The sequence below is a fragment of the Alistipes montrealensis genome (genome assembly GCF_018362775.1).
Classification (GTDB): Bacteria; Bacteroidota; Bacteroidia; order Bacteroidales; family Rikenellaceae; genus Alistipes; species Alistipes montrealensis.
On the sequence record NZ_JAGYXY010000002.1, the window covers coordinates 582129 to 605082 of the forward strand.

The window sequence follows — 22954 nt, forward strand, 5'->3', positions numbered from 1 at the left end:
CTGAATTATGAAACACCTGTTGAAATACCTGCTCGCCGTCGCGGCTGTCCCCCTGTGGGGGCAGGCCGCGGCCGCCGGGCCGTTCGACGCGCTCCGCGCGCTGTGCGAACCGGGAAAATCGGTCCTCCTGACCGCACCGGCGGTGGTCGAAGGCGTCGTTGTCAGCGACTACCGCAGCCCCAACATGGAGTTGAACCCCAACCTGAACTACTACTCCGTCGACCTGGAAGAGAACGACCGCACGGCTTATGTCCAGGCCGCAGACGGTAGTTGCGGCGTCCGCCTGCGTTTCGACGAGGCGAGTGAAAACCGCCTTGCTCGCTACGACCGCGTACGCCTCGACCTCGCCGGCTGCCGTCTCACGCGCACTGCTTCGCCCGACTGCATGACGCTGACGGGCGTGCAGGCGCTCAACGTCGTCTCGGTGACACCCGGCACGCCCGCCGACGTTCCCGCGAAGGAGCGGACCGTCGCGACGCTTACGGACGGCGACCTCTATACCTTCGTGACGCTGCGCGACGCCGAATTTGTCTTCAAGGAGGGTTCCTATACCAACATCTGGGAACCTTACGCCCAGTTCTGCGGTGCGCTCCACCACTATAAGTACGACATCAACAACCGCATGGACGGTTGGGCGTCGCTCGTGCGCGACTCGGAAGGCGGCGCGATCTATATGCTCGTCAATACGCTCTGTGCGTGGCGGCGCACGGGCAATCCCCTGCCGCAGGGCACGGGGCCGCTTTCGGGCATCGTGGTCCATACGCCGATGCGCCGTTACGGCGGCGATATGGGCCGCTATTCGATCCGCCCGCTCGACGAGGGCGACATCGCCGTCAGCCGCAAACGCAACTCCCCGTGGAAACGCCTCACGGGGTGGGTTCTCGACGGTTCGGCAGGCGCTTCGCTCGAATTCGAACTGCTCGGCTACCAGAACCTCGGGACCGAAGGCCGCAAGGGCGACCGGGTGTTGAGCGACGCCGGCGCTTCGCGCGGATACCTCTGGACCGACTGCGGCGCTTTCGTACACGTCGAAGCCGACTACAATGCCACCGGGACACAGAACCGGGGATGGATCGGCAACGGGGCGGTCGTCTTCAAGGCCCCGACCCCCGATTGGTACAAATGGGACAATATGGGCCGCATGGCCGGGTCGAATGCCTTCTACATTGCATTTCCGACCAAAAAAGCCCGCGGCACGGAGTTGCAGCTCGCTTTCGAATGGGGTGCGGGTAATCAGGACGGCAATTTCTCGTGGAATTTTCCGCTGGAGTGGAAAGCCGAATATTCGGTCGACGGCGGTGAATTCCAACCCTTGAAGGATGCCGCTACGGGACAGGAAACCGTCGTGCTGCGCGCACTGCCCTGGTGGGACAAGGTGATCGACGGGTCGGGCCATGCCGACCGCCTGCGCACGCCCTACGATTGCGGTATGGGCCTTCAGCAGCGGGTTTTCCGGCTGCCGCCTTCGGCGTTGGGCCGCGATGAAGTCGTCGTGCGCCTTTCGCCCGCCTCGGGCCTGCTCTCGCAGATTCGCGGCAACCCCTCCGCCGACGTGCTGATCCCGACCTCGGTGGTTCGCAAGAACTGCAAGCAGACGACCGTCATCCGTTTCGGGACGATCTCGGTCGATTACAAATAACACCAAAACTGAACCTGAATATGAAATACAGCAAGCTATTACGTAACAGTGCGGCGTGCGGCCTTGCGGCCCTCGCGGCCGCCGCCTGCTCGGTCGACGACGCCGAAACCATCCGCGTGCGCGAACTTACGGCTGCCGAGCGCGAACTTTTCGTCCCGGCGTCGGGCGGAACCGCCGAAATACAGCTTTACTCCAACGGTCGCGTCCGGGTCGAGCCGCTCAACGACACCGGCGACTGGGCCGCTGTCGATCCCGTGGAGTTCGACGGCGACCGGAAAGTCTCGGTCACCTTTACGGAGAATCCCTCGTTCCGCCGCATGGCCAAACTGCGCTTCGTGCTCGACGGCGGCGCACGGGTCGATACGGTCTGTGTCAAACAGTACGGCGTGGTCCCGTCGCTCGAATGTCCGGCTCCCTACAAGGCTATCCGCGGCAGCGTCGAGACCTTCACCCAGTTCGAGATCGACACCAACATTCCGCTCGGCGACTTCGCCGTCAAAACCTCCTACGTCGGTAAAACCGAGGGGTGGATCAGCAGCGTGCAGCCTGAACAAGGCATGCTGGTCGTCGATACGAAGCCCAACCCGGGCGACGATGTCTGCAAGGCGGTCGTCAACCTGAGTTACGTCGACGGCTGGGAGGAGACCTTCTCGGCCAATCTCTACATCACGCAGGCCGACAAGGACGACGAATTCGGCCGCGAGGTCTCGTTCGCCGAAGTACGGGCGCTGGCGACCGGGGAAGGTACGGCCGTCGACGAGGATATCCTGATCGAAGGCATCGTCATCAGCGATTTCCACAGCAAGAACATGGAAGTCAATCCCAGCGTGTCGTACGACAAGGTCGACGTGACGGTCAACGACTGCACGGCCTATATCGAGAGTCCCGACGGCCGTTACGGCTTCCGCCTGCGCTTCGATACGCCGGAAGACAACGTGCTGGTCCGCGGGACGCGTCTTTCGCTCTCGCTCAACGGCACGGTCCTGACGCGCGAGGAGAACCCCGAACGCTATACGATCAGCAGCCTGGTCGGTGAAAACATGGTCGAAAGCGCCGCCGGGGAGACTGTCCCCGCCAAGGTGCGCCGGATTTCGGAACTGAGCGACGAGGATGTTTACACCTATGTCTCGTTGCAGAATACCGAGTTTCTGTTCAAAGAGGGCAGTTACGCCAACGTTTACGAGAATTACAGCCTTCTGTCCGAAGTCAACGCTTCGCAGACGGGCAACAACAACCGCATGGACGGCTGGGCGTCGCTGCTGATGGACGATGCGGGGAATTCGATCTACGCCCCGGTCAACATGCTTTGCCTCTGGCGCCGTTCGGGGCAGGGCGTTCCGCAGGGCGTGGGTTCGACCCACGGCATCGTGGTCCATAATGAGCTGCCGCGTTACGGCAATGTGGGCCGTTACCAGATTCGCGTGCTCGGCGAAGAGGGCTTCGACATGGAGTGGGCCGGGCAGTCGGCCTACACGGAATTTGCCGAGTGGGACGGCAATCCCCACAAATACTCGTTCGGAACCTATGCCGGGTTCAACAGCCGCTACGCTTACAACCGGTTGCAGTCGATCACGCCGTCGGACGATATTTCGGCGGACAAGACCACGCCGAACGCCGAACTGTTCTGTGAAAACGGGGTCGAAACCACGACCTCTGAAGCCTGGCCCATCGGAAGTACAGGCAATTACAACAATCCGGAGGTGGGTTCGCTCGGAACCTCGACGACCTGCAAGGCCTATTTCGTCAAAGCCGGCGTGAAGGGCTGGTATCAGTGGGAAGGAAACGAGGTCGTGGGTTACAACGGCCTGCGGCTGGAGTTTTCGACCGCTTCGGTCAGCGGTTCGCACATGCTCCTCGGGTTCTCGTTCGCTGCGGGAACGATTTCGGCCAACACCTCGAAAACCTATCCGGCGCACTGGTGCGTGGAGTATTCCGTCGACGGAGGACAGCATTACACCCTTTGTCCGGGCACGGCTACGGGGGCCGATTACGTGCATATGCGCTCGCTGCCGTGGTGGGACGCTTCGCTGGCCGGAAACCGCTACAACACATGCTCGTCGGCGGGCCTCGGGCTGACCGACCACCTCTTCCGCCTCCCGGCGGAGGTCTTCGGCAAAGAGAAGGTGATGGTCCGCATCCGGCCCTACGACAAGGTGATGACCGTGCTGCCGCTGGTCTGGAACGGCGATACGGAAACCGCCGAGATCAGCGCCGCCACGACCTACGACAACCAGTTGCGGTGGGGTGTCATCACCCTGCGCTACCGATAGCGCCATGCGTAGCGTTTGTCATTCGATATGCCTGCTGCTCGTCCTGCCGCTGCTCCTCGGGGGCTGCGGCAAGGACGGGACAGGCGGCGGGGAAGAACCCCGCCCGCCCGTGGGCGGCGAGGTGACCCTGCGGCTGAGAGTCCCTTCCGGGGAGTCGGGCCTGCGCTGGGACTGGACGGGGGAGGAGCGCGCACTGGTCAACGGCGTGGCCTGCACGGTGGGCTTCGATGCCGGCGGCGTGCCGGTCGTGGGCACAGACGCCTCGCCCGACGGCCTTTATACGGTTTATTTCCCGGCCGATGCGTACAGCCGCGTGAAGCGGGCTTTCATATTGCCTCCTGCGCAATTCCCGGCTTCGGGCGGGAGTTTGCAGGCCGCTGCGTGCCCGATGTACGGCACGGTGCGGACTGCCGACGGTGTGGGCGAGGTGACGCTTTCGCCGCTGTGCGGCGTCGTGCGTATTGTGCTTGCAGGCGATGCGCGTATCGCTTCGGTTCGTGTCGAGGATAAGGCTGCCGGAACTGTTTCGGGCCTGTTTCCGTTCGATCCGGCCGTGCTGAAACTCACGCAGGACAGCGATCCCGGCAACCTTCCGTGGGTGGTGCTCGACTGTGCCGGAACGGGCGATGGGGTTTCCCTTGCAGCCTCTGGAAAGGAGTTCTGCGTGGCGGTCCCCGAAGGCAATTACGCTTCGGGCCTTCGCATCCGCGTCACCGACTGCGGCCATCGCTCCGCGACCTACGACATTCCCGGTCCGTGCGCCGTCACGGCGGGCGGGGTGAAAAACCTCGCGCCGCTGGACTACGCCCCCGATGCCGGCCTGCTCTTCGCCGAGCATTTCGACAACTGTGTCTGGGGGTGCGACTATGTCGGCGAAAAGAGCGGTTACGGGGTCGGGGCCGGCAGTTCCGTGCCGTCGCCCGCCACGTCGGCCGGAACCGAGGCGGCCTACGTCGCCAAGGGGGGCGGAACGCCCGGGAGCGTGCTTTTCGAGACTTCGGACTACAACTCCGCGCCCGCCGCGAGTTCGACGCTCGCCGTGCGCCGCGACTACCTGCGCAACCGCGGCCTCTACGACTGGCAGCGCCTCTTCTATGCCTCGGAATACCGGGGCAGCCTGTGCGGCGGCGATGTCGGTAACTACGGCAACCGGGGTATTCTCGTAACGCCTCCGATGACCAATGCCGATGAGTCGTGTTATGCCGAACTCTCGTTCCGGATCTGTCTCGAACGCGGCATGGCCAGCGATGTGGCCTGCCTGGCCGAGTCGGGCGTGTTGTTGGGATGTACGATCGACGGCGAGCCGGTCGATACCGATGTTACGACCGGGACGGACATCTCGCAGTCGGTGCAGGGAGTTACCCGCACGGCCGTCGTGCTGCGCACGGCCAAGTTGGCGCACGGGGTGTGGCACGAGGTGCGGATGTCGTTCGGGGCCGTGGCCGGCGGAAGTGCGTTCCGCTTTATGCCCACGGTGATCCGCAACGCCGCGAACTGCTTCTGGATCGACGACGTGGAGGTTCACCGCACGGCCCGCTACGCCCATTCGGGCGATTACGTCACGGTCGAACCTACGACCCAACGGGGCGTTGCGGGCGAGGATGTTTCGCGCCTGCGCCTGCGGCCGAGCGCCGTGCTGTCGATGGCCAACGAGACGACTTACACCACTACGCCGGGCTATGGCATGACGTGGATCTGTCCCAGCCTTTCGTCCGACGAATCGGTCTGGGCGCAGGACATCGCGTTCGCCCAAAAACAACTCGCCGCCAACGGCTGCAAAGTGTGGTGTATACACCTGCCTTACGGGTCGACGACCGCTGTCCGCAACCGCGACCTCTGTGCCGCGGGAGCCGACCGCACCGCCTCGGTGGCCTTCTTCACGAAGGCGATCCGCGCCGTTGCGCCCCTCGGTCCGAAAAACGTGCTGGTTCACTGCAACCAGACCCTCGCCTTCGGCGACGGCAGTTCGGCCGCGAGCCTCGCCCTGTCGCTGCACGAGTTGCAGACGGTCGCCGACGAGATCGGGGCGCACGTCTGCGTCGAGAACATGTCCTACGGCGTGGGCGCCGATGCCGCGGTGCTCGCTGCTGCCGTCGACGAGGCCAATGCGATGGGCAGCCACCGTCACGAAGTCCGCATCGCTTTCGATACGGGCCACGCCAACCTCTACCTTACGCGCGAACAGCCCGGAAAGACGGTCCTCGACTGGCTCCGGACCGCCGGCGCGCGCATCGGTCAACTGCACGTCCACGGCAACCGCGGCTGGACCGGGCGGATCAACGACGACCACCTGATGCCGGGCTACGCCGGGCGGCTGGGTTATTCCGACGCCATCGGCAAAGCGGGGCTTTGGGGCGAATTCTACCGGGTGCTGCTCGCCGAATGCCGTTACCGGGGTCCCTTCACCTACGAGATTTCCACCCGCTCGTTCGGCGCGGTCGCGGGGGAAGAGCGTTATGACAATGTTTCGGCCCCGTGGACCATTGCCCATAATTACGACACTTATATGTACCCCGCCTTCCGGGGGTACGGCAACCGAAAATGAACGCCATGAAAAAACTGATTTGTCTGCTGCTGATGCTCTGTGCGGGCACGGCGGCCTTCGCGTGGGGCGGCCGTGAACACCGCCTGATCGCCTATATCGCCGAGGCGCACCTCACGCCCCGCACCCGGCAGGTGCTCGACCGCTATCTCGACCAGTCGATCGTCGAGTATTCGACCTGGATGGACCGTTACCGTACGGCCCCCGGTTACGAAATAACGACCTACTGGCACATGGTCACCATCGATGCCGACGGCAGCGTGCCGCCCGAACCCCTGCGTCCGAACGGCGACGGTGACGCCGTGCGCCAGCTTACGCGTGCCATCGAGCGTCTGCGCAACTACCGTGAATTATCCGATTCGACGGTCAACGTCAACCTCAAATACGTCATCCACCTCGTCGGGGAGATGCATTGCCCGGCACATATCTATTTCGCCGACCTTCCGGGCGGCATGGACGCTCCGCGGCACTACGACTTCTTCCACCTGAAATACAAAGGGAAAGAGGTTACCTACCACTGGGTCTGGGACGGTTCCGTGTCGCGCCAGTATCCCGATTGGACCGAGGAGGATTATCGCCGGGAACTGGACAAATGGCCCGCCGAGAAGCAGCGCGCCGTGGGTGAAGGTACGCCGACGGACTGGGCACTGGAGTGCGCCCGCAGTTGCCGCGTGATTTACGACTGGGCCAAACCCGGCGACAACATCGACGAAGGGTTCCTTGAGAAGCACGGCGTCCTGCCCGTCGACCAGGCCCTGCGCGGAGCCTACCGGCTGGCGCGCGTACTCAACGATTTGTTCGACAACTAAAATCTACCGACTATGAAACATATGATCCGAACGGGGGCAGCCGTGGTGCTGTGCCTCGCGGCGACGGCGGGCGTGCGGGCCGAGAGTTTCGAGGCGCTGCGCGCGCAGGCTGCGGGCCGCACCGTGCGGCTGGCTCCCGGCGTACAGATCGAAGCCCTCGTGGTCAGCGACTACCGCTCGCCGAACATGGAACTGAACCCCAACATCTCTTACGATAAGGTGGACCTCGGCGAGAACCTCCGCACGGCCTATGTCGAAAGCCCCGACGGCCGTTACGGCTTCCGGCTGCGTTTTGCGGGTATCTACGAAAACCGCCTCGAACGGGGCGACCGCGTACGGCTCGACCTGGGCGGTTGTTCGCTGACCGGGGACGCCGATCCCGAACGCTACACGGTCGACGGCCTTCGCGCCGAGAACGTCGCGGTGCTCGAACGCGGCGTTGCGCTGCCGAAGAAAGAGAAGCGTATCGCCGACCTGAAAGACGAAGACGTTTACACCTATGTGACGCTTACCGCGACCGAGTTCCTGAGCAAACAGGGCTGTTATACGAATGTTTTCGAATCGTGTGTCCAGCGTTCGCGGCTCAACGCCTTCGACCAGCCTTCGCGGCGCACCGACGGGTGGGCCGCGCTGCTTAAGGATGCCGACAACGGTTCGATTTACATGCTCGTGAATACCAAATGTACCTGGCGGCGCGACGGCCGCGGCGTTCCGCACGGCGTAGGACCTGTTTCGGGCATTGTGGTACACACCCCGATGCGGCGTTACGGCGGCGACATGGGGCGTTATGCGATCCGTCCGCTCGACGAGCGCGACATCGCCATTCCGCGCGATACGGCTTCGTCCTACACCGCTGTCGCCGAGTGGAACTGGGACCGTAACTACGACGCTGCCATCCGTTTCGAGAAGAAGGGTTACACGCCCCGGGCCCCGAAGGAGGGCGTTGCGGGCGACCGTGTGCTGGCTGACGCGGGCGAGGGATTCCTTTCGACGACTTCCGGGGCCCGGATGCGGCTCGACACGGAGTACGACACGCGCTATGCGCAGGACAACGACGGCAAGGCCATGCGCGTCAACGCCGCCCTGCGGCTCGATTCCGATACCCACGACTGGTATCAATTCGACAACCGGGGCCGCATGAGCGGCGCGGAAGCCATTGTCGTGGAGACTTCGACCGAAGGGGTGAAGGGGCGCGGCCTCTCGTTCGACTTCTCGTTCCTCGCAGGCAACCACGACATCAACCGTTCGTGGGGTTTCCCCGTGGAGTGGAAGGTCGAGTATTCGGCCGACGGACTGCCGTTCATCGATGCGGGGCGCGTCTTCGTGCTGCGTCCGATCGTTTACAACGACGCCACGATCAAGGACCTCGGCCTGCGCCGCCTCTCGTACGACGCCGCGCCGGGATTCACCGAGTACAGCGTGCCGCTCCCGGCCTCGCTGCTCGGGCATAAGAAACTCACCGTACGCCTCGTGCCTGCCTCGGCGGTCATGGCTACGATTCCCGAGAATCCGGCCGACGATTCGGCCGGCGGGGTCGTCACGGCCGATTTTCGCCAGCCCTTCGTGCTGCGGCTGGGCCGGGTGGCCGTCCGGGTGCTCGAATGACGAAAAAGCCCGCTGTTCCGGCAGCGGGCTTTTTTATTTATCGGGGCCGTTTACAGCGCTTCGGCTACCACATAGGTGCTGCCGCCGATGAAGATCATGTCTTCGGGTGCGGCCAGTTCCCTGGCGCGGGCTACGGCGGCCGTCACTTCCTCCACCGCTTCGCCGTGAAGCCCGTAAATTGCGGCTTTCGCGGTCAGTTCGGCGGCCGGGAGGGCGCGTTCGGAGTGGGCCTGCGTGAAGATGTAGTGGGCGTCGCGCGGCAGCAGGGGCAGGATGTGCGCCAGGTCTTTGTCGCGTACGAAGCCGATCACGCAGTAGAGTTCCTTGTGGGGCGTGGCCTTCAACTGATCGGCGACATAGGCGATGCCGTGGGCGTTGTGGCCCGTGTCGCAGACCGTCAGCGGCGCTTCGCCGAGCGTCTGCCAGCGGCCTTGCAGGGCCGTGTTGGCGGCAGCGCAGCGCATGCCTTCGAGGAAGGCGCGGCGCGAGATGGTGAGCGGCGTCTCCTCGTGCAGGTAGTCGATCGCCGCCGAAGCGGTCACGATGTTGCGGCTCTGGTAGCTGCCCTGCAGGTCGAGCGACACGTCGAAGGTCCGTTCGTCGCGCGTGCGGCGCAGGCGGAAGCGTTGGCAGCCGCACTCGGTGTGGTGCTCCTCGCACGAAAATTCCTGCTCGGCGTAGATCACCCGCGATTTGTTGTTGGCGGCGACCTGTTCGAAAACCCCGTTGTAGCGGGCGTCGGCCTCGCCGATGATTACCGGGATGCTCTTTTTGATGATCCCGGCCTTTTCGGTTGCGATCTTCGGCAGCGTGTCACCCAGCAGGGAGGTGTGCTCCAATCCGATATTGGTGATGATGCTCAGGATCGGGACGATGATGTTCGTGGCGTCGAGCCGTCCCCCGAGGCCCGTTTCGATCACGGCGACCTCGACATCGCTCTGCGCGAAGTAGTCGAAGGCCATCGCGGCGGTCATTTCGAAGAACGACAGTTCCAGTTCGATCATCTTGTCGTGGTGCTTGTCCACGAAGTTTACCACCTTCTGCTTGGGGATCATCTCGCCGTCGACGCGGATGCGCTCGCGGAAATCCTGCAGGTGGGGCGAGGTGAACAGTCCCGTGCGGTATCCGGCCTGCTCCAGCACCGAAGCGATGATGTGCGCCACGGAACCTTTTCCGTTGGTCCCGGCGACGTGGATCGTGAAAAAGTTGCGCTGGGGGTTGCCGATGTGGCGGCAGAATGCGGTGATGCGCTCCAATCCCGGTTTGTAAGCCGTCGCGCCCTGGGTTTCGAAGACGGGTAGCGACTGAAAGAGGAATTCGAGTGTCTGGGTGTAATTCATATCAGCAAGGGATTTATTTGACGAGGTGGTTCCTGCGTTTGTAACGGTAGGCGACGAAGTAAAGTACGCACAGCAGCAGGACATATTCCGAAATACGGGCCAGGTAGTCGCCGTAACGGGTGTAGAACGTGAGCCGGGCGTTGAGCGGGACCTGCGCCGTGATCACGCCGCGCTGCTCCCAGCCGAGCGTTTCGCCCACGTCGCCGCGGGCGGAAATGAAGCCCGAACGCCCCGTGTTGGCCGAGCGGGCGACGGCGCGGCGGTGTTCGATGGCCCTGAGGCGCGAGATGGTGAACAGGTGTTTGTAGCCCGGCGTGTCGCCCCACCATCCGTCGTTCGATATGATGGCCATGAACTGGGCGCCCCGGCGGACGAAACCGCCGTAAAAATCGCCGTAAAGCCCTTCGTAGCAGATTGCCGGGCCGGTCTTTACGCCGTTGTGTTCGAACGCCTTTCCGTGCGGCCCTTTGCCGATCTGCCCCAGCGTCCCGCCGAGGTCGATCACAAGGAATTTCAGTACGTCGAAGACCCACGTCGGGGTGTTTTCGACGCCGATCACCAACCGCCCTTTGTGGTAGATTTGCGTGCCGCCTGCGGAATCGAGGCCCACGCTCGTGTTGAAAATGTCGTAGTAATTCCCGAAGCGGTCCTGGCGGGCCGTTTCGGTCTGTGCCCCGGCCGGGTAGCGGCGGATGGTGTTGGCCCCGGCGATAAGCAGCGCGCCGGGATGGCTGCTGCGGAGCGTGTCGGTCAGTTCCTGCCAGAAAGCGCCCGGTTCGCCTGCCGAGTAGAAATCGCTCAGTTCGGGTTCCAGGTAGTGGCCCGGGACGGAGGTTTCGGGCAGCAGGATGAACTGTGCGCCGGCAGGAACCTCTGCCAGAAGGTCGATGATATTGCGCTCCTGCCGCTCGGTGTCGCCGTGGAATTTGTCGTAGCAGTCGACGTTGGGCTGGATGATGCTCACCGCGACCGATCCTTCGTCGGGCTGTTTCCAGCTTCCCCAGATGGCCAGCGATACGGCTGCGGGCAGCGCGACGGCGCAGGCCGCTGCAATCCACCGCCGTGCGGAGCGCGCCCGGAGAGCCTCGAAAATCAGGATATTGGCGAGCAGCACCCACAGCGTGCCGCCGAAGACGCCCGTATATTCGTACCATTGCACGGCCCAGACTTCGTGTGAAAATCCGTTGCCCAGCACGAGCCACGGCCACGAGAAATCCCCGACGGTGTACCAGTATTCCGTGGCGATCCAAGCCGTGACGAGCGTGACGTAGGCCAGCGCTTTCGGAGCTTTTTTCGAAACGGTGTGGAAGAGCATGAAGGCGATCATGTTCATCGTCGTCGAGGCGAGTGTGGCGGCCGCAGGCCCTACGGGCGTCGCAAACCAGATCCACCAGATCGTCATCAGGTTCCACAGCACGAACGCGAGCGTCGCCCAGCCGAACATGTGCCACCACGAGCGGCGCGTATCGTCGTACGACGCGCTGATCCACAGCAGCGGAACGAACCCGACAAGGAGCGTCAAGCCCGTCATGCTGAGCCATCCCGGCGAAAGCAGGATGGCCGATAGGATTACCGCCGCGAGTCTACGAAACATGAAATGAGATTTTTACGACGGCAAAAGTAGTCAAATGAGCGCATATTTCAAAATATTTCATACTTTTGTAACGAAACCAACCAATCTGCTATACTAATGAAGAAATTCCTTGTTTTATTGACTGCCCTTATGGGCATTCTCCTGTTTTCCGGTTGCGAATCGAAAGGCTGGAAGACCGTCGACGGCGTGATCGTTTTCGATACTCCCGCGCGTGAACCGGGTCAGAAATCGGTGCTGGGGCTCAAAACCGCACCGATGGATGTCGTTCGCGTGGGCTTCATCGGGCTGGGCATGCGCGGCCCCGGGGCCGTGGAACGGTTCACACACCTCGACGGGGTCGAAATCAAAGCCCTCTGCGACCTCTATCCCGAACGGGTGGACAGCGCGCAGGCGATCCTCGTGCGCCGCGGATTCCCCGAAGCGGCTTCGTACAGCGGCGAGGAGGGCTGGAAACAGCTTTGCGAGCGCGATGACATCGACCTGGTTTACATCGTAACCCCGTGGTTGCAGCACGTTCCGATGGCTGTTTACGCCATGGAACAGGGCAAGCATGTCGCCGTAGAGGTTCCCGCCGCCACGTCGCTCGAAGAGTGCTGGCAGTTGGTGAACACTGCCGAGAAGACGCAGCGCCACTGCATGATGCTCGAGAACTGCGTTTACGATTTCTTCGAACTGACGACGCTCAACATGGCCCGGCAGGGGCTGTTCGGCGACATTCTCCATGTCGAAGGGTCGTACATCCACGACCTCGACGCCTTCTGGGATTATTACCAGGATAGCTGGCGCCTGAAATTCAACCAGAAACACCGCGGCGACGTTTACGCTACGCACGGCCTCGGCCCTGCCTGCCAGGTGCTGGACATTCACCGCGGCGACAAGATGAACTACCTGGTGTCGATGGATACCAAGTCGGTCAACGGCCTGAAGCTCGCCGAAGAGAAACTCGGCGCCACGGAGTTCGCCAACGCCGACCAGACGCTGACGATGATCAAGACCGAGAAGGGCCGCACGATCCTGCTGGAGCATAACGTCTATACGCCCCGTCCTTACAGCCGCATGTACCAGGTGACCGGTACGAAGGGCTTCGCCAACAAGTACCCCATGCAGGGCTATGCCTTCAATCCCGAGCAGCTTTCGGATTCGGGAGTGCCCGACCACGAGAACCTGAACGCCCACCGTTTTGTGTCGAAGGAGGTGCGCGGGGCGCTGATGGAGCGTTACAAGGACCCGATCGTCATGCAGATCGAGGAGAAGGCCAAGGAGGTCGGCGGCCACGGCGGCATGGACTTCATCATGGATTACCGCCTGGTCTACTGCCTGCAGCACGGTCTGCCGCTGGACCAGGATGTGTATGATGCGGCCGAATGGTCGTGCATCGGAGCCCTTACGGCGATGTCGCTCGAAAACAACAGCGCTCCGGTGGCCGTTCCCGACTTCACGCGCGGCGACTGGGACAAGACCGACGGCTACCGTCACGCGATGCTGGTCGACTAGGCCGGAATCGTTGTACGAAAAAGGCGGAATCCGCAAGATTCCGCCTTTTTGATTTACAGGTTGTGGCCGCGTTTTTGTACGTACCGTTTCAGCCTCAGCGCCGAACCCCCCCCCGCGACAATACCTCCTCGAAGTAGGCAATCGTCTTAAGCAGACCGTCGCGCAACTGGATTTTCGGTTCCCAGCCGTCGAGCATGTTGCGGGCGAGCGAGATGTCGGGCTGCCGCTGCTGGGGGTCGTCGGCCGGCAGGGGCAGGTGGACGATCTTCGAGTTCGAACCGGTCAGGTCGATCACCTCGCGGGCCAGTTCGGCGATGGTGAATTCGTGCGGGTTGCCGATGTTTACCGGGCCGGTGAAGTCGTCGGGCGTGATGTTCATCATGCGGGTCATGCCTTCGATCATGTCGTCGATGTATTGGAACGAACGGGTCTGTTCGCCGTCGCCGTAGATCGTGATTTTATCGCCCCGCAGCGCCTGGACGATGAAATTCGACACCACGCGCCCGTCGTTGATGTCCATTTTCGGGCCGTAGGTGTTGAATATGCGGATGATCTTTACAGGGATGCCGTGTTCGCGGTAGTAGCTCATGAAGAGCGATTCGGCGCAGCGTTTGCCCTCGTCGTAGCACGAGCGGATGCCCAGCGGATTGACGTGCCCCCAGTAATCCTCCCGCTGGGGATGGATCAGCGGGTCGCCGTAAACTTCCGAGGTCGAAGCCTGGAGGATTTTGGCCCGGTTGTATTTGGCCATGCCGAGCATGTTGATCGCGCCGATGACCGATGTCTGGGTGGTTTTGATCGGGTCGTGCTGGTAGTAGATGGGCGAGGCGGGGCAGGCGAGGTTGTAGATCTCCTCGACTTCGGCCATGTAGGGATAGACGATGTCGTGGCGGATAACCTCGAAATTCGGGTTCGACAGCAAATGCCGGATATTACTTTTGTGCCCGGTGAAATAGTTGTCGATACAGATAATATCGTTACCTTCCGCAAGTAGTCTTTCACACAAATGGGACCCGATAAACCCGGCGCCGCCTGAAATTAATATTCGTTTCATTCTCAAATTGAGACGTTTGATTCTAATGAGCAAAGATAGAATTATTATTTAAAATTATATATCTTTGCAAACGAAATAAACAAATTAGGTCGAAATAATATACCTTATGGGCCGAAAAGCTGTATCCTATCTGTTGAAAAGTCTGGCCGTTGCCTTTACCGCACTGTTGCTGGCGGCAGCCGTCGTGAGCTGGCGTTCGTCGTTCATCTCGCCCGAAGCCGGGAATTTCTGGGCTTCGATCGCGCTGCTGATGCCTGTCATCCTGCTGCTGAACCTTGCAGCGCTCGTCTGGTGGCTTTTCCGTCGCAAATGGGGTGTTGCGCTGATGCCCGTTGCGGCGCTGGCGCTCAACCTGGGTTACATTTCGGCGATGGTCCAACTGCCCGATTTCGGCAGCAAAGGCCCGCACGACATCCGTGTGGCGACGCTCAACGCCTTCGGGTTCCGCCGCCTCGGTCCCACGTCGGTCACGGCTTACGGTATCGCAACCGTGATGAAACGCGAAGAGGTCGACGTGCTCTGCCTGCAGGAGTTTCTCCAGGACTCTAAATTCCCGGCCGACAGCATCGCCCGGTTTTTCGCTTCGCGGATGCCTTACCATGTCGCTCAGAACGGCCAGGCTATCCTGAGCCGTTTCCCGATCCTCGACCACCGCTACGTTCAGTTCCCCGATTCGGGCAACGACTACCTGGAGGCGGACCTGAAGGTGGGTGACGATACGGTGCGCGTACTGTCGGTGCATCTTCAGACTTCGGGTATTTCGGGCCTTCGTCACCGTTTCCGCAAGGATTACAACAGCGACGCCCCGGTCGAACGGGTGATCGGCGAACTGGAGCGCAACAGTCGTATCCGGGCGCAGCAGGTGCGTGAAATCCGCGCTGTGATCGACTCTACGCGTTATCCGGCTATCCTTGCCGGAGACTTCAACGATACTCCGTCGTCCTATACTTACCGTCAGATCAAAGGCGGTATGACGGACGGCTTCCGGGCCGTCGGCAACGGATTCGGCGGCACGTTTCGCTACCTGGGCGGCGTGCTGCGCATCGACTACGTCTTCTACGACGATAATTTCACGGGAGTCGGTTACTACATGCCTGCCGACGATCTGAGCGACCACAAGGCCGTCATCGCCGATCTCAGGCTCAAGCGGTAGCGTCGTTTGCAGTCGCCGGTGCGGGCTGTTCCTTGGCGATGGTGAAGGTGAAGGTCGAACCCTCGCCCTCCTTCGATTCGACGGTCAGTTCGCCTCCGTTGCGGCGCGTGAGGTCCTGCACCAGTTGCAGGCCCAGCCCCGATCCCTCCTCGTTCTTGGTTCCGTAGGTGGTATGGTGGATTTCGGGGTTCAGCAGTTTGGGAATATCCTCTTCCTTGATGCCGATGCCGAAATCGCGGACCGAGATGACGGCATGCGTGGGCGAGTCGCTCACGGAGATCACGATGCGGCCTCCTTCCTGGCTGTACTTGATGGCGTTCGACATCAGGTTGCGCATGATCGTCTTGACCATATCCACGTCGCAGTGGACCGTGATTGGTCCCGGAATTTCGTATTCCACCTCGACGTTCTTGACCTGCGCCACCAGGTCGGACATCTTGCTGGCGAAAAGCACCACTTCGGAAATGTCGACCTCCTGGAAGACCGTATTCATGCGGCCGATCTGGCTTTTGGTCCATTTGAGCAGGTTGTCCAGCAGCATGAACGTGCTCTCGGTGATGTTGTTGCCCATCGAAATCATTTCGAAACTCTCTTCGCTGACCTGATCGGGCGTGATGCTGATCGAAAGCATGTTGAACACCATCTTGAGCGTGCCGATCGGCGAGCGGAGGTCGTGGGCGATCACCGAGTACATCTTGTCGCGCGCTTCGACGGTGGCCTGCAGTTCGTCGCGCTGCTGGAGGATGGTCCGCTGCGCCGCAGCCAGGTAGATGTGGTGCGCCACGCGGGTGATCAGCTCTTCGTGGTTGAAGGGTTTGGAGACGTAGTCGCTGGCTCCGTACTTGAAACCCTTCACGATGTCTTCGGGATTATGCAGCGCCGTGAGGAAAATGACGGGAATGTCCTCGTGCGCGGGATTTGCCTTCAGTTGCTTCAAAACCTCGTAACCGTCCAGGTCGGGCATCATGATGTCCAGCAGGATCAGGTCGGGGTTCACTGCCGCTACCTTTTCCAGGGCCTCGTAACCGCCCGATGCCGTGACGATTTTGTATTTCGCCCGGCTCAGCACGGCTTTGAGCAGCATGATGTTCGTGGCGATATCGTCAACGGCGAGAATGGTGTAATCCTCGGGTTTGATAGCAATGTTTTTCATGGCAGTCAGCAGTTTATGACGAACAAATTTAGTAAAAAAATCGCGCTTGTGCAAAAAATCATGCACGGCGCGCTTTTTCCCATGCGCCCCGGCCCCTGTGGGTCGCCAGATACCCTGCCCCGCGGAAGACGTTGAGGTTCATGAAGAGGAAATAATAGGGAACCGAAAGCATGCCTCCGCGGTGTCCCCGGCGTTCGCGCAGCCATCCGGCGAAAGCCGTGAGGTAGAAGGCCGCCTGCAGAGCGAGCAGCACGGCGTAAAGCGTCGGATGCCCCGACCACAGCAACGCGATGTTGAGGGGGATGAGCGCCGCGAGCGCTACCGGAGTGATGGTCCAGCGCAGCACGCGGTGCGAAACGTACTGAAACCACAGCACGCCGTAGCGGAAGGGATTTAATAACTTGCGTAAACGCCATACCGACTGCAACCCGCCCGCCGCGATGCGGCGTTTGCGTTTGCCCTCCTCGCCCATGTCTGCGGACGGGGTTTCAAGGGCGTAAGCCTCTTTGCAATAGGCTATTTTGTAGCCGTCGGCGGCGATCAGCATCGAGCAGACGAAGTCGTCGAGCAGGGTGTCTTCGGGCATCGTCCGCCACAGGCTGCGCCGTACGGCGAACAGCTCGCCCGCAGCTCCTACGGCCGAGTAGAGGCGGTAATCCCAGTCTTTGAGTTTCGATTCGTATTTCCAGTAGGCTCCTTCGGTTGCCGCGGCGCCAGAGGCTGCCGCGGCCGCCACGCGTTTTTCGCCTGCGACGCACCCCACTTTTGGGTCGTTGAAGCAGCGCACGATCTCCGTCACGGCTTCGGAATTGAGCATGGTGTTGGCGTCGGTGAAGATGACGATCGGGGTGTGGATATACTCCAGCGCACGGTTCAGGGCTGCGGTCTTGCCGCCGCGGCGGGCGTCGTGGAGCACCGTGACGCCGGGATATTCCGCCAGCAGGCTGGGCGTACGGTCGGTCGAACCGTCCGTCACCCAGGCGATGTGAAGCCGTCCTTCGGGGTAGGCCAGCGTCCGGCAGTTGGCCATCTTTTCCGCCACGATCTCCTGTTCGTTGTAGGCGGCGATCAGCAGTGTTACTTCGGGCGCTTCGGCCGGGGCGGGATGCTTCGCCGCGGGACACAGGGCTTCGCGGAGCTTCACCAGCCCGGCGAGCAGGACGCCGTATCCGACGTAGGTATAGACGACGAGTGCGGCGCAGGTCCAGAAAATAATTGCAATAGCGGTCATGGCATCGGTCGGTTTATTTGCGGCGGATCAGCCGTTCGACTCCCCGGACGAATTTGTATCCGAAGAGGTTGACAAAAAAGGTCCGGGTCCGGTAATACGCATAGGCCTTGGGCGAGAACCAGGAGTTCTGGTAGTGGTGAATGGCGTAGGTGTCGGGCGTCAGCATTACTTTGCGCGAATCGAAAACTTTGGGCGAGAAGTAATCCGGCGGCAGGATGCAGACCGCTTCGGAGAGGTCTTTCCGTTTCAGGGCTTCGAGTCCCCCGTCCACCTTCACGATAGGTTTCAGTTGAGGAATCCGCTCCTGCATGATCTCCGGCAGCATCCGGATGTCGCAGGACCCGTCCTGGCGGATGAAGTTGCGGCCTTGGTAATAATCGAGGCACTGTTTGATCCAGTCGCAGCCCTTTTCGGCGCCCAATACGGCGGCTTCGATCGTCCCGGAGGTCTCGGCTCCTGCAAAGTAGGGAAGTTCCAGCAGCGGGTCGAAGCTCCGGAGCACCTCGACATCCGAGTCGAGGTAGATGCCCCCGTAGTTGTAGAGGGCGTAAAAACGGATGTAGTCGGCGGCGAAGGCGTATTTTTTCGCCTCGAAAGCCTGTTTTACCCAGGGTACGGATTCCAGGTCGAAACGTTTCGTGTCCCAGAGGATGACTTCGTAGTCGGGCAGGAATTTTTTCCAGCTTGCGAGGCACTTTTCGATCTTTGCAGGATAGGGGTCTCCGCTTAGCCAGCAGAGATGGATTTGCTTGGGTATCATAGTGTCGGGGATTTCATTTCGGTTATTACCTGTTGCATCTGCCGCTCCCACGAGAGCGTGCCCTCGATCGTCGTGCGGATGTGCGCCGGGGTGCGGTCCGCCGTGTCGAGCCAGCCGAGCAGGCCCGGGATGTCGAGCGGCGTGTCATCGGCCGGGGCTTTCACGACGTAGGGCATGCCGTCAAAGTCGCTGTCCCGCTCGGAGTAGACGAACGGGATGCCCCGTGCGGCGTATTCGCGGTTTTTGAGGCTTTTGAGGCTTTCGATGCCGTTGCGGTGACGGGCGAGGCTGGCCACGCCCATGTCGCACCAGGCAAATTCGGCGTCGAGCGCCGCGCCCGAGCGGGGCCCCGTGATTTCGACATACTCCTCCAGCCCGTATGCCGCGATGCTCCGGGCGTAGCCGTCGATCAGGTCCGGCATGCCGTCGCCCACGATCCGGAGCTTTACCACCCGGTCGTGCGGTCCGGCATAATAGTTCTTCAGCCCTTCGATCACGCGGTCGAACCCGTGCCACGGATGGATGTTGGCCACAGCCAGCAGCCGGACCTCCTGCGCGATGTCGTGCAGTTCGGTTTTGAGCGGGATCGTTCTGAAATCGATACCGTTGGAGATGCGGATGGTCTTCTGCCCGAAAATCTCGTCGTCGTCGGAGAAGGTGACGATGCGGTCGACCTGCCGGGCCAGGCTGTGGCGGAACAAACGGTCGATCTGCAACTGGACCTTCTCTTTCCAGCCGCTTTCGCGGAATTCCGCATCGTAGGGATAGGTGGGGATTTCGAGGGCGATGTGTACCCCGAGCCTGCGCACGCGGCGCAGCCAGCCCACCAGCAGCGGATTGGCATTGAGGTCGTGGCGGATGTAGAGGAACTCCACCTTTTCGCGGCGGATGTAGTCGGTGATGTCGGAGTAGGAGATGCGTTTGAGGACCTTGGCGCGGAACCCGTTGCCGAAGGAGCGGATTACGGCGTCGCCGGCCAGGCGGCGCTGCGTGCCGTCGGGGCCGATCTCCATGTGGCAGAGCGCGATGTCGATGCCGCCCAGGCGCAGGGCTTCGCACTGGGCGAAGATTTTCTTGCTGATGCCGCTGTGGGCCGAGAATCCGTGGAATACGATGAACAGTCCTTTCATGGCGGTTTTATTTTCCGGGCCGCAGGCGTGCTGCAAGCTCTTTCAGGTTATACACTCCGCCCAACTGGATGTAGGCGAGCCAGACGGCCAGCGCCGCGGCACTTTTCGCGGCCAGTGCCGCCAGAAGGGGCGTTTGGGCCGGCAGCGACCACGTCAGGGCGGTCAGCGTGAGCGACAGAATGGCCGTCAGCAGCAGCGGCGAGAGGAAACTTCGCCAGAAGGGACCCCATTTCATGCGGAGCGTCAGGCAGAACATGGCGTGGTAGCACTGTACGAAGTTGACGGCAAACGAGATGCAGATGGCCCATGCCACGGCTTCGAGCGTCCCGAAGGCGAAGATGCCGGTGCAGATGGCTGCGACGTTGAGCGTCGCCGAGAACAGGCCGCAGATGAAGAGCATCCGCGTGGCGTTGGCGGCCTGGAAGATCGAACCCGAAGTCGACATGACGATCTGGATGCCGACCGAAAGGGCCAGGATCCGGAACGCCGGGACCGACGGCATCCACTGGTCGCCGAAGATGATCAGCACGAGCTCCTCGGCCGTGAACCACAGCACCGCCGAGAGGGGCAGTCCGATGAAGGCCAGCAGGCGGATGACTTTCATATACGACGCGCCCAGTTTTTTCAGGTCGTCCTGCATGTGGGCGAAAACCGGGTGCATGACGGGCGAGATGACGAAGGCGATGTTTTGCAGGGGCATCATCATCAGGCGGTACGACTTGTCGTAATAGCCCAGGTCCGAGAGGCTCATGTAGCGGCCCATGAGCAGTTTGTCGAGGTTGCGGCTGAAGAAGTTCAGCAGTTGGAACGAGAACTGGTAGGCCGAGAACGAAAAGACCTTGCGGATCGCATCGTACGAAGGCCGCAGGCGGATGCGGAGCGGATATTCGCGGTAGTTGATCGCGAAGAGCATCAGGCTCGAAAAGACGGGATTGATCGTCAGGGCGACGATGCCCGCCCCGGCGTAAGCCGCGATGATGCCCGCCGCACCGCCGACGATCTGCACTGCCAGCGAGCGCACGGCGGCGAAGCGGAAGCGCTTGTCGCGCATCACCAGCGAGTTGGGAACGATGTTGGCCGTGGCGAAGAACAGGTTCACCGCGAGGATGCGGCAGATGTCGCGCAGTTCCACGGAACCCTCGTAAAGGGAGGCGATCAGCCCCGAGGCGGCGAAGAAGAGCAGGGCGATCACGGCCGCGGACCACAGCGTGAGCGAGAAAATGCCGCTCAGGTCGTGCTGCGAGAGGTTCCGGTGCTGGATGACGGCGGGTCCGATACCGAGGTCGCTGAAGATGGCGAAGAAGGCGATGATCACCGTGGCGATGTTCACCACGCCGAACTCCTCGGGGGAGAACAGGCGCGAGAGGACGGCTGTCACGAGAATCGTCACCACGACGCCCGCGTACTTGGCGACCGAGGTGTAGAAGACGCCCGAGGCGAGTTCGCGGCCTACGGAATGGGGTTGCTTATCGTCGTTCTGTGTCATGGAGTTGTTGGTAAAGTCGTCCGTAGGCTGCGGCGATCTGCGGCAGGCGGAGGTGTTCGAGGGCATATTTGCGGTTCTCGTCGCCGTGCCCTGCGGCCGCGAGGCGGGCCGCTTCGGCCAGCGCGTGGTTCACCGAGGCGGGATCGGCCGGGTCGAAGACCGGATTTCCGGTTTCGGCCAGGATTTCGCCGATGTTGCCGGAGTTCGGTCCTGCGACCATGCGCCCGAAAGCGAAAGCCTGCGGCACGTTGCCTGAGTTGAGGATGTCGGTGCGCTGGATGAAAATCACGTCGGCAGCCGCGAAATAGGCCGGCAGGTCGGTATCGGAAATCAGTCCTTCGGACGACGTGATGCGGCAGTGCAGCACCTTTTCGATGGCGTGCGCCGCGAGGTAAAGGGTCTTCACGGCGAGGCGTTTCAGTCCCCGGTGGTGCGACCCGTTGAGGACGTAGGGCCACAGGCGGGGCGCCAGCAGGAACTTTCCGGGTTTGTGCAGTCCGCGGAACGCCTGCCATGTGAGGCGGCGCTCCCGGTCGTGGCGGAATGCCCCGAAGGCCAGCATCACGAACGCATCGGCCGGAACCCCCAGTCGCCGCCGGGCATCGTTTCGCCCGATATCGGCATAAAGCCCTTCGTAGATGTGGTGCGGGATTACGATCTGGAGCTGCCGTGAAGCGGGATAGGCTGCGAGGAACTCCCGGCGGCTGTAATCGCCCAGGTGGACTACGGCGTCGGCATTCTCCTCGGTCAGCCGGTAGGCCTCGGCCAACTGCGCATCGCCCTTGTGGGGGCGGGTGTTATGGCGGGTATAAACGACCGGGATGCCGCGCTCGTGCAGCATCCGGAACCGTTCGCGCAGCGCAGCGACCTGTTCGGCTGTGGGGTAGCTCCACCCGAAGAGCTCTTCGGGCCATTGGAGGTGTACCACGTCGTAGGCCGCGGCGTTGTTCCAGAACTCTTCGGCCGAGCAGACGACCTCGAATCCGCAGGTGCGGATGCCCTCTGCGAGCAGGCGCACGAACGGGTTGTCGCTCAGACCCGAGGCTTTGTAGACGATCAGTATTTTCATGGCCTGCATTAAACCCGGACCCATTCTTTCTTTTCGTGGTCGTAGCGTTTGACGACTTTGGCCGGATTGCCTACGGCCACGCAGTAGGACGGGATGTCTTTGGTGACGACCGATCCCGCACCGATCTGGCAGCGCTCGCCGATCGTGACACCGGCCACGATGGTCGAATTGGTCCCCAGGTGGGTGTAGTCGCCCACCTTCACGGGGCGGAGCATCAGCGGCTGGAGGTTGGGGTCTGTCGTGACATCCTCGTAACCGTGTATGAGGCCCTGCACCGAGACGTGCTGGCCCAGGAAGACGTAGCGGCCGATGTCGACCGGCCCGACCACCACCGAGCCCAGGCCCACGCGCGAGCCTTCGCCGATCCGCACGTCGCCGGCGCCGTTGTTGACCACGGCGAAATCTTCGATCTGGGCATCCCGTTCGAGGAGGAAGCGATGCCACGGGAAGATGTCGGCGCGGGCATACCGCGCTATTCTGGAACCCCGCCCCGCCGGGTGCAGCAGGGGACGCAGCAACCGGAGCCACCACCGCGGCCGAGGCCGCTTGGGCGAGGACAAAAACCACAGCGCGAGGCGTCTGAGCCGGGGATTTTGTTTGATAGTTTCGATCATTATTCAGGCGT

17 protein-coding genes are annotated in these 22954 nt (G+C 61.8%); 7 read left to right on the forward strand and 10 right to left on the reverse strand.

Features of this window, described 5'->3' with window-relative positions; all coding sequences use genetic code 11:
• The first annotated feature begins 7 nt into the window (after positions 1–7).
• The 5 genes from KG007_RS05535 to KG007_RS05555 are packed head-to-tail and all read left to right on the forward strand — an operon-like array spanning position 8 to position 8865.
• Positions 8–1639 carry a hypothetical protein gene (locus tag KG007_RS05535; RefSeq protein WP_213347633.1) on the forward strand — a complete coding sequence of 544 codons (1632 nt, stop codon included), beginning with the start codon at positions 8–10 and terminating at the stop codon, positions 1637–1639.
• 20 nt (positions 1640–1659) lie between these two features.
• On the forward strand, positions 1660–3909 hold the full coding sequence (locus tag KG007_RS05540; RefSeq protein WP_213347634.1) for a BACON domain-containing protein: 2250 nt from the start codon (positions 1660–1662) through the stop codon (positions 3907–3909).
• A 4-nt stretch (positions 3910–3913) separates the two neighbouring features.
• Positions 3914–6454, forward strand: coding sequence for a sugar phosphate isomerase/epimerase family protein (locus KG007_RS05545; protein WP_213347635.1), 2541 nt, complete (start codon positions 3914–3916; stop codon positions 6452–6454).
• Between the two features lie 5 nt (positions 6455–6459).
• Positions 6460–7260 carry a S1/P1 nuclease gene (locus tag KG007_RS05550; RefSeq protein WP_213347636.1) on the forward strand — a complete coding sequence of 267 codons (801 nt, stop codon included), beginning with the start codon at positions 6460–6462 and terminating at the stop codon, positions 7258–7260.
• Between the two features lie 12 nt (positions 7261–7272).
• Positions 7273–8865: a hypothetical protein gene (locus KG007_RS05555; RefSeq protein ID WP_213347637.1), complete on the forward strand. Its 1593-nt coding sequence runs from the start codon at positions 7273–7275 to the stop codon at positions 8863–8865.
• A gap of 50 nt (positions 8866–8915) precedes the next feature.
• Here KG007_RS05555 and KG007_RS05560 read toward each other — a convergent pair whose 3' ends face one another.
• Positions 8916–10205, reverse strand: coding sequence for a bifunctional folylpolyglutamate synthase/dihydrofolate synthase (locus KG007_RS05560; RefSeq protein ID WP_195458961.1), 1290 nt, complete (start codon positions 10203–10205; stop codon positions 8916–8918).
• 13 nt (positions 10206–10218) lie between these two features.
• Positions 10219–11799 carry an apolipoprotein N-acyltransferase gene (lnt, locus tag KG007_RS05565; RefSeq protein WP_213347638.1) on the reverse strand — a complete coding sequence of 527 codons (1581 nt, stop codon included), beginning with the start codon at positions 11797–11799 and terminating at the stop codon, positions 10219–10221.
• Between the two features lie 96 nt (positions 11800–11895).
• On the opposite strand from lnt, the gene KG007_RS05570 reads away from it, so the two are divergent.
• Positions 11896–13293 carry a Gfo/Idh/MocA family protein gene (locus KG007_RS05570; RefSeq protein ID WP_195458957.1) on the forward strand — a complete coding sequence of 466 codons (1398 nt, stop codon included), beginning with the start codon at positions 11896–11898 and terminating at the stop codon, positions 13291–13293.
• A 94-nt stretch (positions 13294–13387) separates the two neighbouring features.
• Here the strand turns inward: KG007_RS05570 and KG007_RS05575 are convergent, their stop codons facing one another.
• Positions 13388–14347: a UDP-glucuronic acid decarboxylase family protein gene (locus tag KG007_RS05575; RefSeq protein WP_213347639.1), complete on the reverse strand. Its 960-nt coding sequence runs from the start codon at positions 14345–14347 to the stop codon at positions 13388–13390.
• 106 nt (positions 14348–14453) lie between these two features.
• On the opposite strand from KG007_RS05575, the gene KG007_RS05580 reads away from it, so the two are divergent.
• Positions 14454–15500: an endonuclease/exonuclease/phosphatase family protein gene (locus KG007_RS05580; protein WP_213347640.1), complete on the forward strand. Its 1047-nt coding sequence runs from the start codon at positions 14454–14456 to the stop codon at positions 15498–15500.
• Here the strand turns inward: KG007_RS05580 and KG007_RS05585 are convergent.
• The 7 genes from KG007_RS05585 to KG007_RS05615 are packed head-to-tail and all read right to left on the reverse strand — an operon-like array spanning position 15490 to position 22943.
• Positions 15490–16653 (reverse strand): hybrid sensor histidine kinase/response regulator, encoded by a 1164-nt coding sequence (locus KG007_RS05585; protein ID WP_213347641.1) that lies wholly within the window; start codon positions 16651–16653, stop codon positions 15490–15492. The two genes, KG007_RS05580 and KG007_RS05585, sit on opposite strands and share 11 nt — an antisense overlap.
• Before the next feature lie 58 nt (positions 16654–16711).
• Complete coding sequence (locus KG007_RS05590) at positions 16712–17884, reverse strand: glycosyltransferase family 2 protein (protein WP_213347642.1); 1173 nt, start codon at positions 17882–17884, stop codon at positions 16712–16714.
• 13 nt (positions 17885–17897) lie between these two features.
• Positions 17898–18644: a glycosyltransferase family 32 protein gene (locus KG007_RS05595; RefSeq protein ID WP_195458947.1), complete on the reverse strand. Its 747-nt coding sequence runs from the start codon at positions 18642–18644 to the stop codon at positions 17898–17900.
• Complete coding sequence (locus KG007_RS05600) at positions 18641–19774, reverse strand: glycosyltransferase family 4 protein (protein WP_213347643.1); 1134 nt, start codon at positions 19772–19774, stop codon at positions 18641–18643. The genes KG007_RS05595 and KG007_RS05600 overlap by 4 nt, the downstream gene beginning before the upstream one ends.
• A 7-nt stretch (positions 19775–19781) precedes the next feature.
• The gene (locus KG007_RS05605) at positions 19782–21260 is read right to left on the reverse strand and encodes a lipopolysaccharide biosynthesis protein (protein ID WP_213347644.1); all 1479 of its coding nucleotides are present in this window, start codon (positions 21258–21260) and stop codon (positions 19782–19784) included.
• Positions 21241–22329: a glycosyltransferase family protein gene (locus KG007_RS05610; RefSeq protein WP_213347645.1), complete on the reverse strand. Its 1089-nt coding sequence runs from the start codon at positions 22327–22329 to the stop codon at positions 21241–21243. The genes KG007_RS05605 and KG007_RS05610 overlap by 20 nt, the downstream gene beginning before the upstream one ends.
• Positions 22330–22337: 8 nt before the next feature.
• Positions 22338–22943, reverse strand: coding sequence for an acyltransferase (locus KG007_RS05615; protein WP_195458939.1), 606 nt, complete (start codon positions 22941–22943; stop codon positions 22338–22340).
• Positions 22944–22954: the final 11 nt, after the last annotated feature.

Coding starts and splice junctions, on each gene's coding strand:
- KG007_RS05535 (WP_213347633.1), top strand. CDS start 8: ATGAAACACCTGTTGAAATACCTGCTCGCCGTCGCGGCTGTCCCCCTG.
- KG007_RS05540 (WP_213347634.1), top strand. CDS start 1,660: ATGAAATACAGCAAGCTATTACGTAACAGTGCGGCGTGCGGCCTTGCG.
- KG007_RS05545 (WP_213347635.1), top strand. CDS start 3,914: ATGCGTAGCGTTTGTCATTCGATATGCCTGCTGCTCGTCCTGCCGCTG.
- KG007_RS05550 (WP_213347636.1), top strand. CDS start 6,460: ATGAAAAAACTGATTTGTCTGCTGCTGATGCTCTGTGCGGGCACGGCG.
- KG007_RS05555 (WP_213347637.1), top strand. CDS start 7,273: ATGAAACATATGATCCGAACGGGGGCAGCCGTGGTGCTGTGCCTCGCG.
- KG007_RS05560 (WP_195458961.1), bottom strand. CDS start 10,205: ATGAATTACACCCAGACACTCGAATTCCTCTTTCAGTCGCTACCCGTC.
- lnt (WP_213347638.1), bottom strand. CDS start 11,799: ATGTTTCGTAGACTCGCGGCGGTAATCCTATCGGCCATCCTGCTTTCG.
- KG007_RS05570 (WP_195458957.1), top strand. CDS start 11,896: ATGAAGAAATTCCTTGTTTTATTGACTGCCCTTATGGGCATTCTCCTG.
- KG007_RS05575 (WP_213347639.1), bottom strand. CDS start 14,347: ATGAAACGAATATTAATTTCAGGCGGCGCCGGGTTTATCGGGTCCCAT.
- KG007_RS05580 (WP_213347640.1), top strand. CDS start 14,454: ATGGGCCGAAAAGCTGTATCCTATCTGTTGAAAAGTCTGGCCGTTGCC.
- KG007_RS05585 (WP_213347641.1), bottom strand. CDS start 16,653: ATGAAAAACATTGCTATCAAACCCGAGGATTACACCATTCTCGCCGTT.
- KG007_RS05590 (WP_213347642.1), bottom strand. CDS start 17,884: ATGACCGCTATTGCAATTATTTTCTGGACCTGCGCCGCACTCGTCGTC.
- KG007_RS05595 (WP_195458947.1), bottom strand. CDS start 18,644: ATGATACCCAAGCAAATCCATCTCTGCTGGCTAAGCGGAGACCCCTAT.
- KG007_RS05600 (WP_213347643.1), bottom strand. CDS start 19,774: ATGAAAGGACTGTTCATCGTATTCCACGGATTCTCGGCCCACAGCGGC.
- KG007_RS05605 (WP_213347644.1), bottom strand. CDS start 21,260: ATGACACAGAACGACGATAAGCAACCCCATTCCGTAGGCCGCGAACTC.
- KG007_RS05610 (WP_213347645.1), bottom strand. CDS start 22,329: ATGAAAATACTGATCGTCTACAAAGCCTCGGGTCTGAGCGACAACCCG.
- KG007_RS05615 (WP_195458939.1), bottom strand. CDS start 22,943: ATGATCGAAACTATCAAACAAAATCCCCGGCTCAGACGCCTCGCGCTG.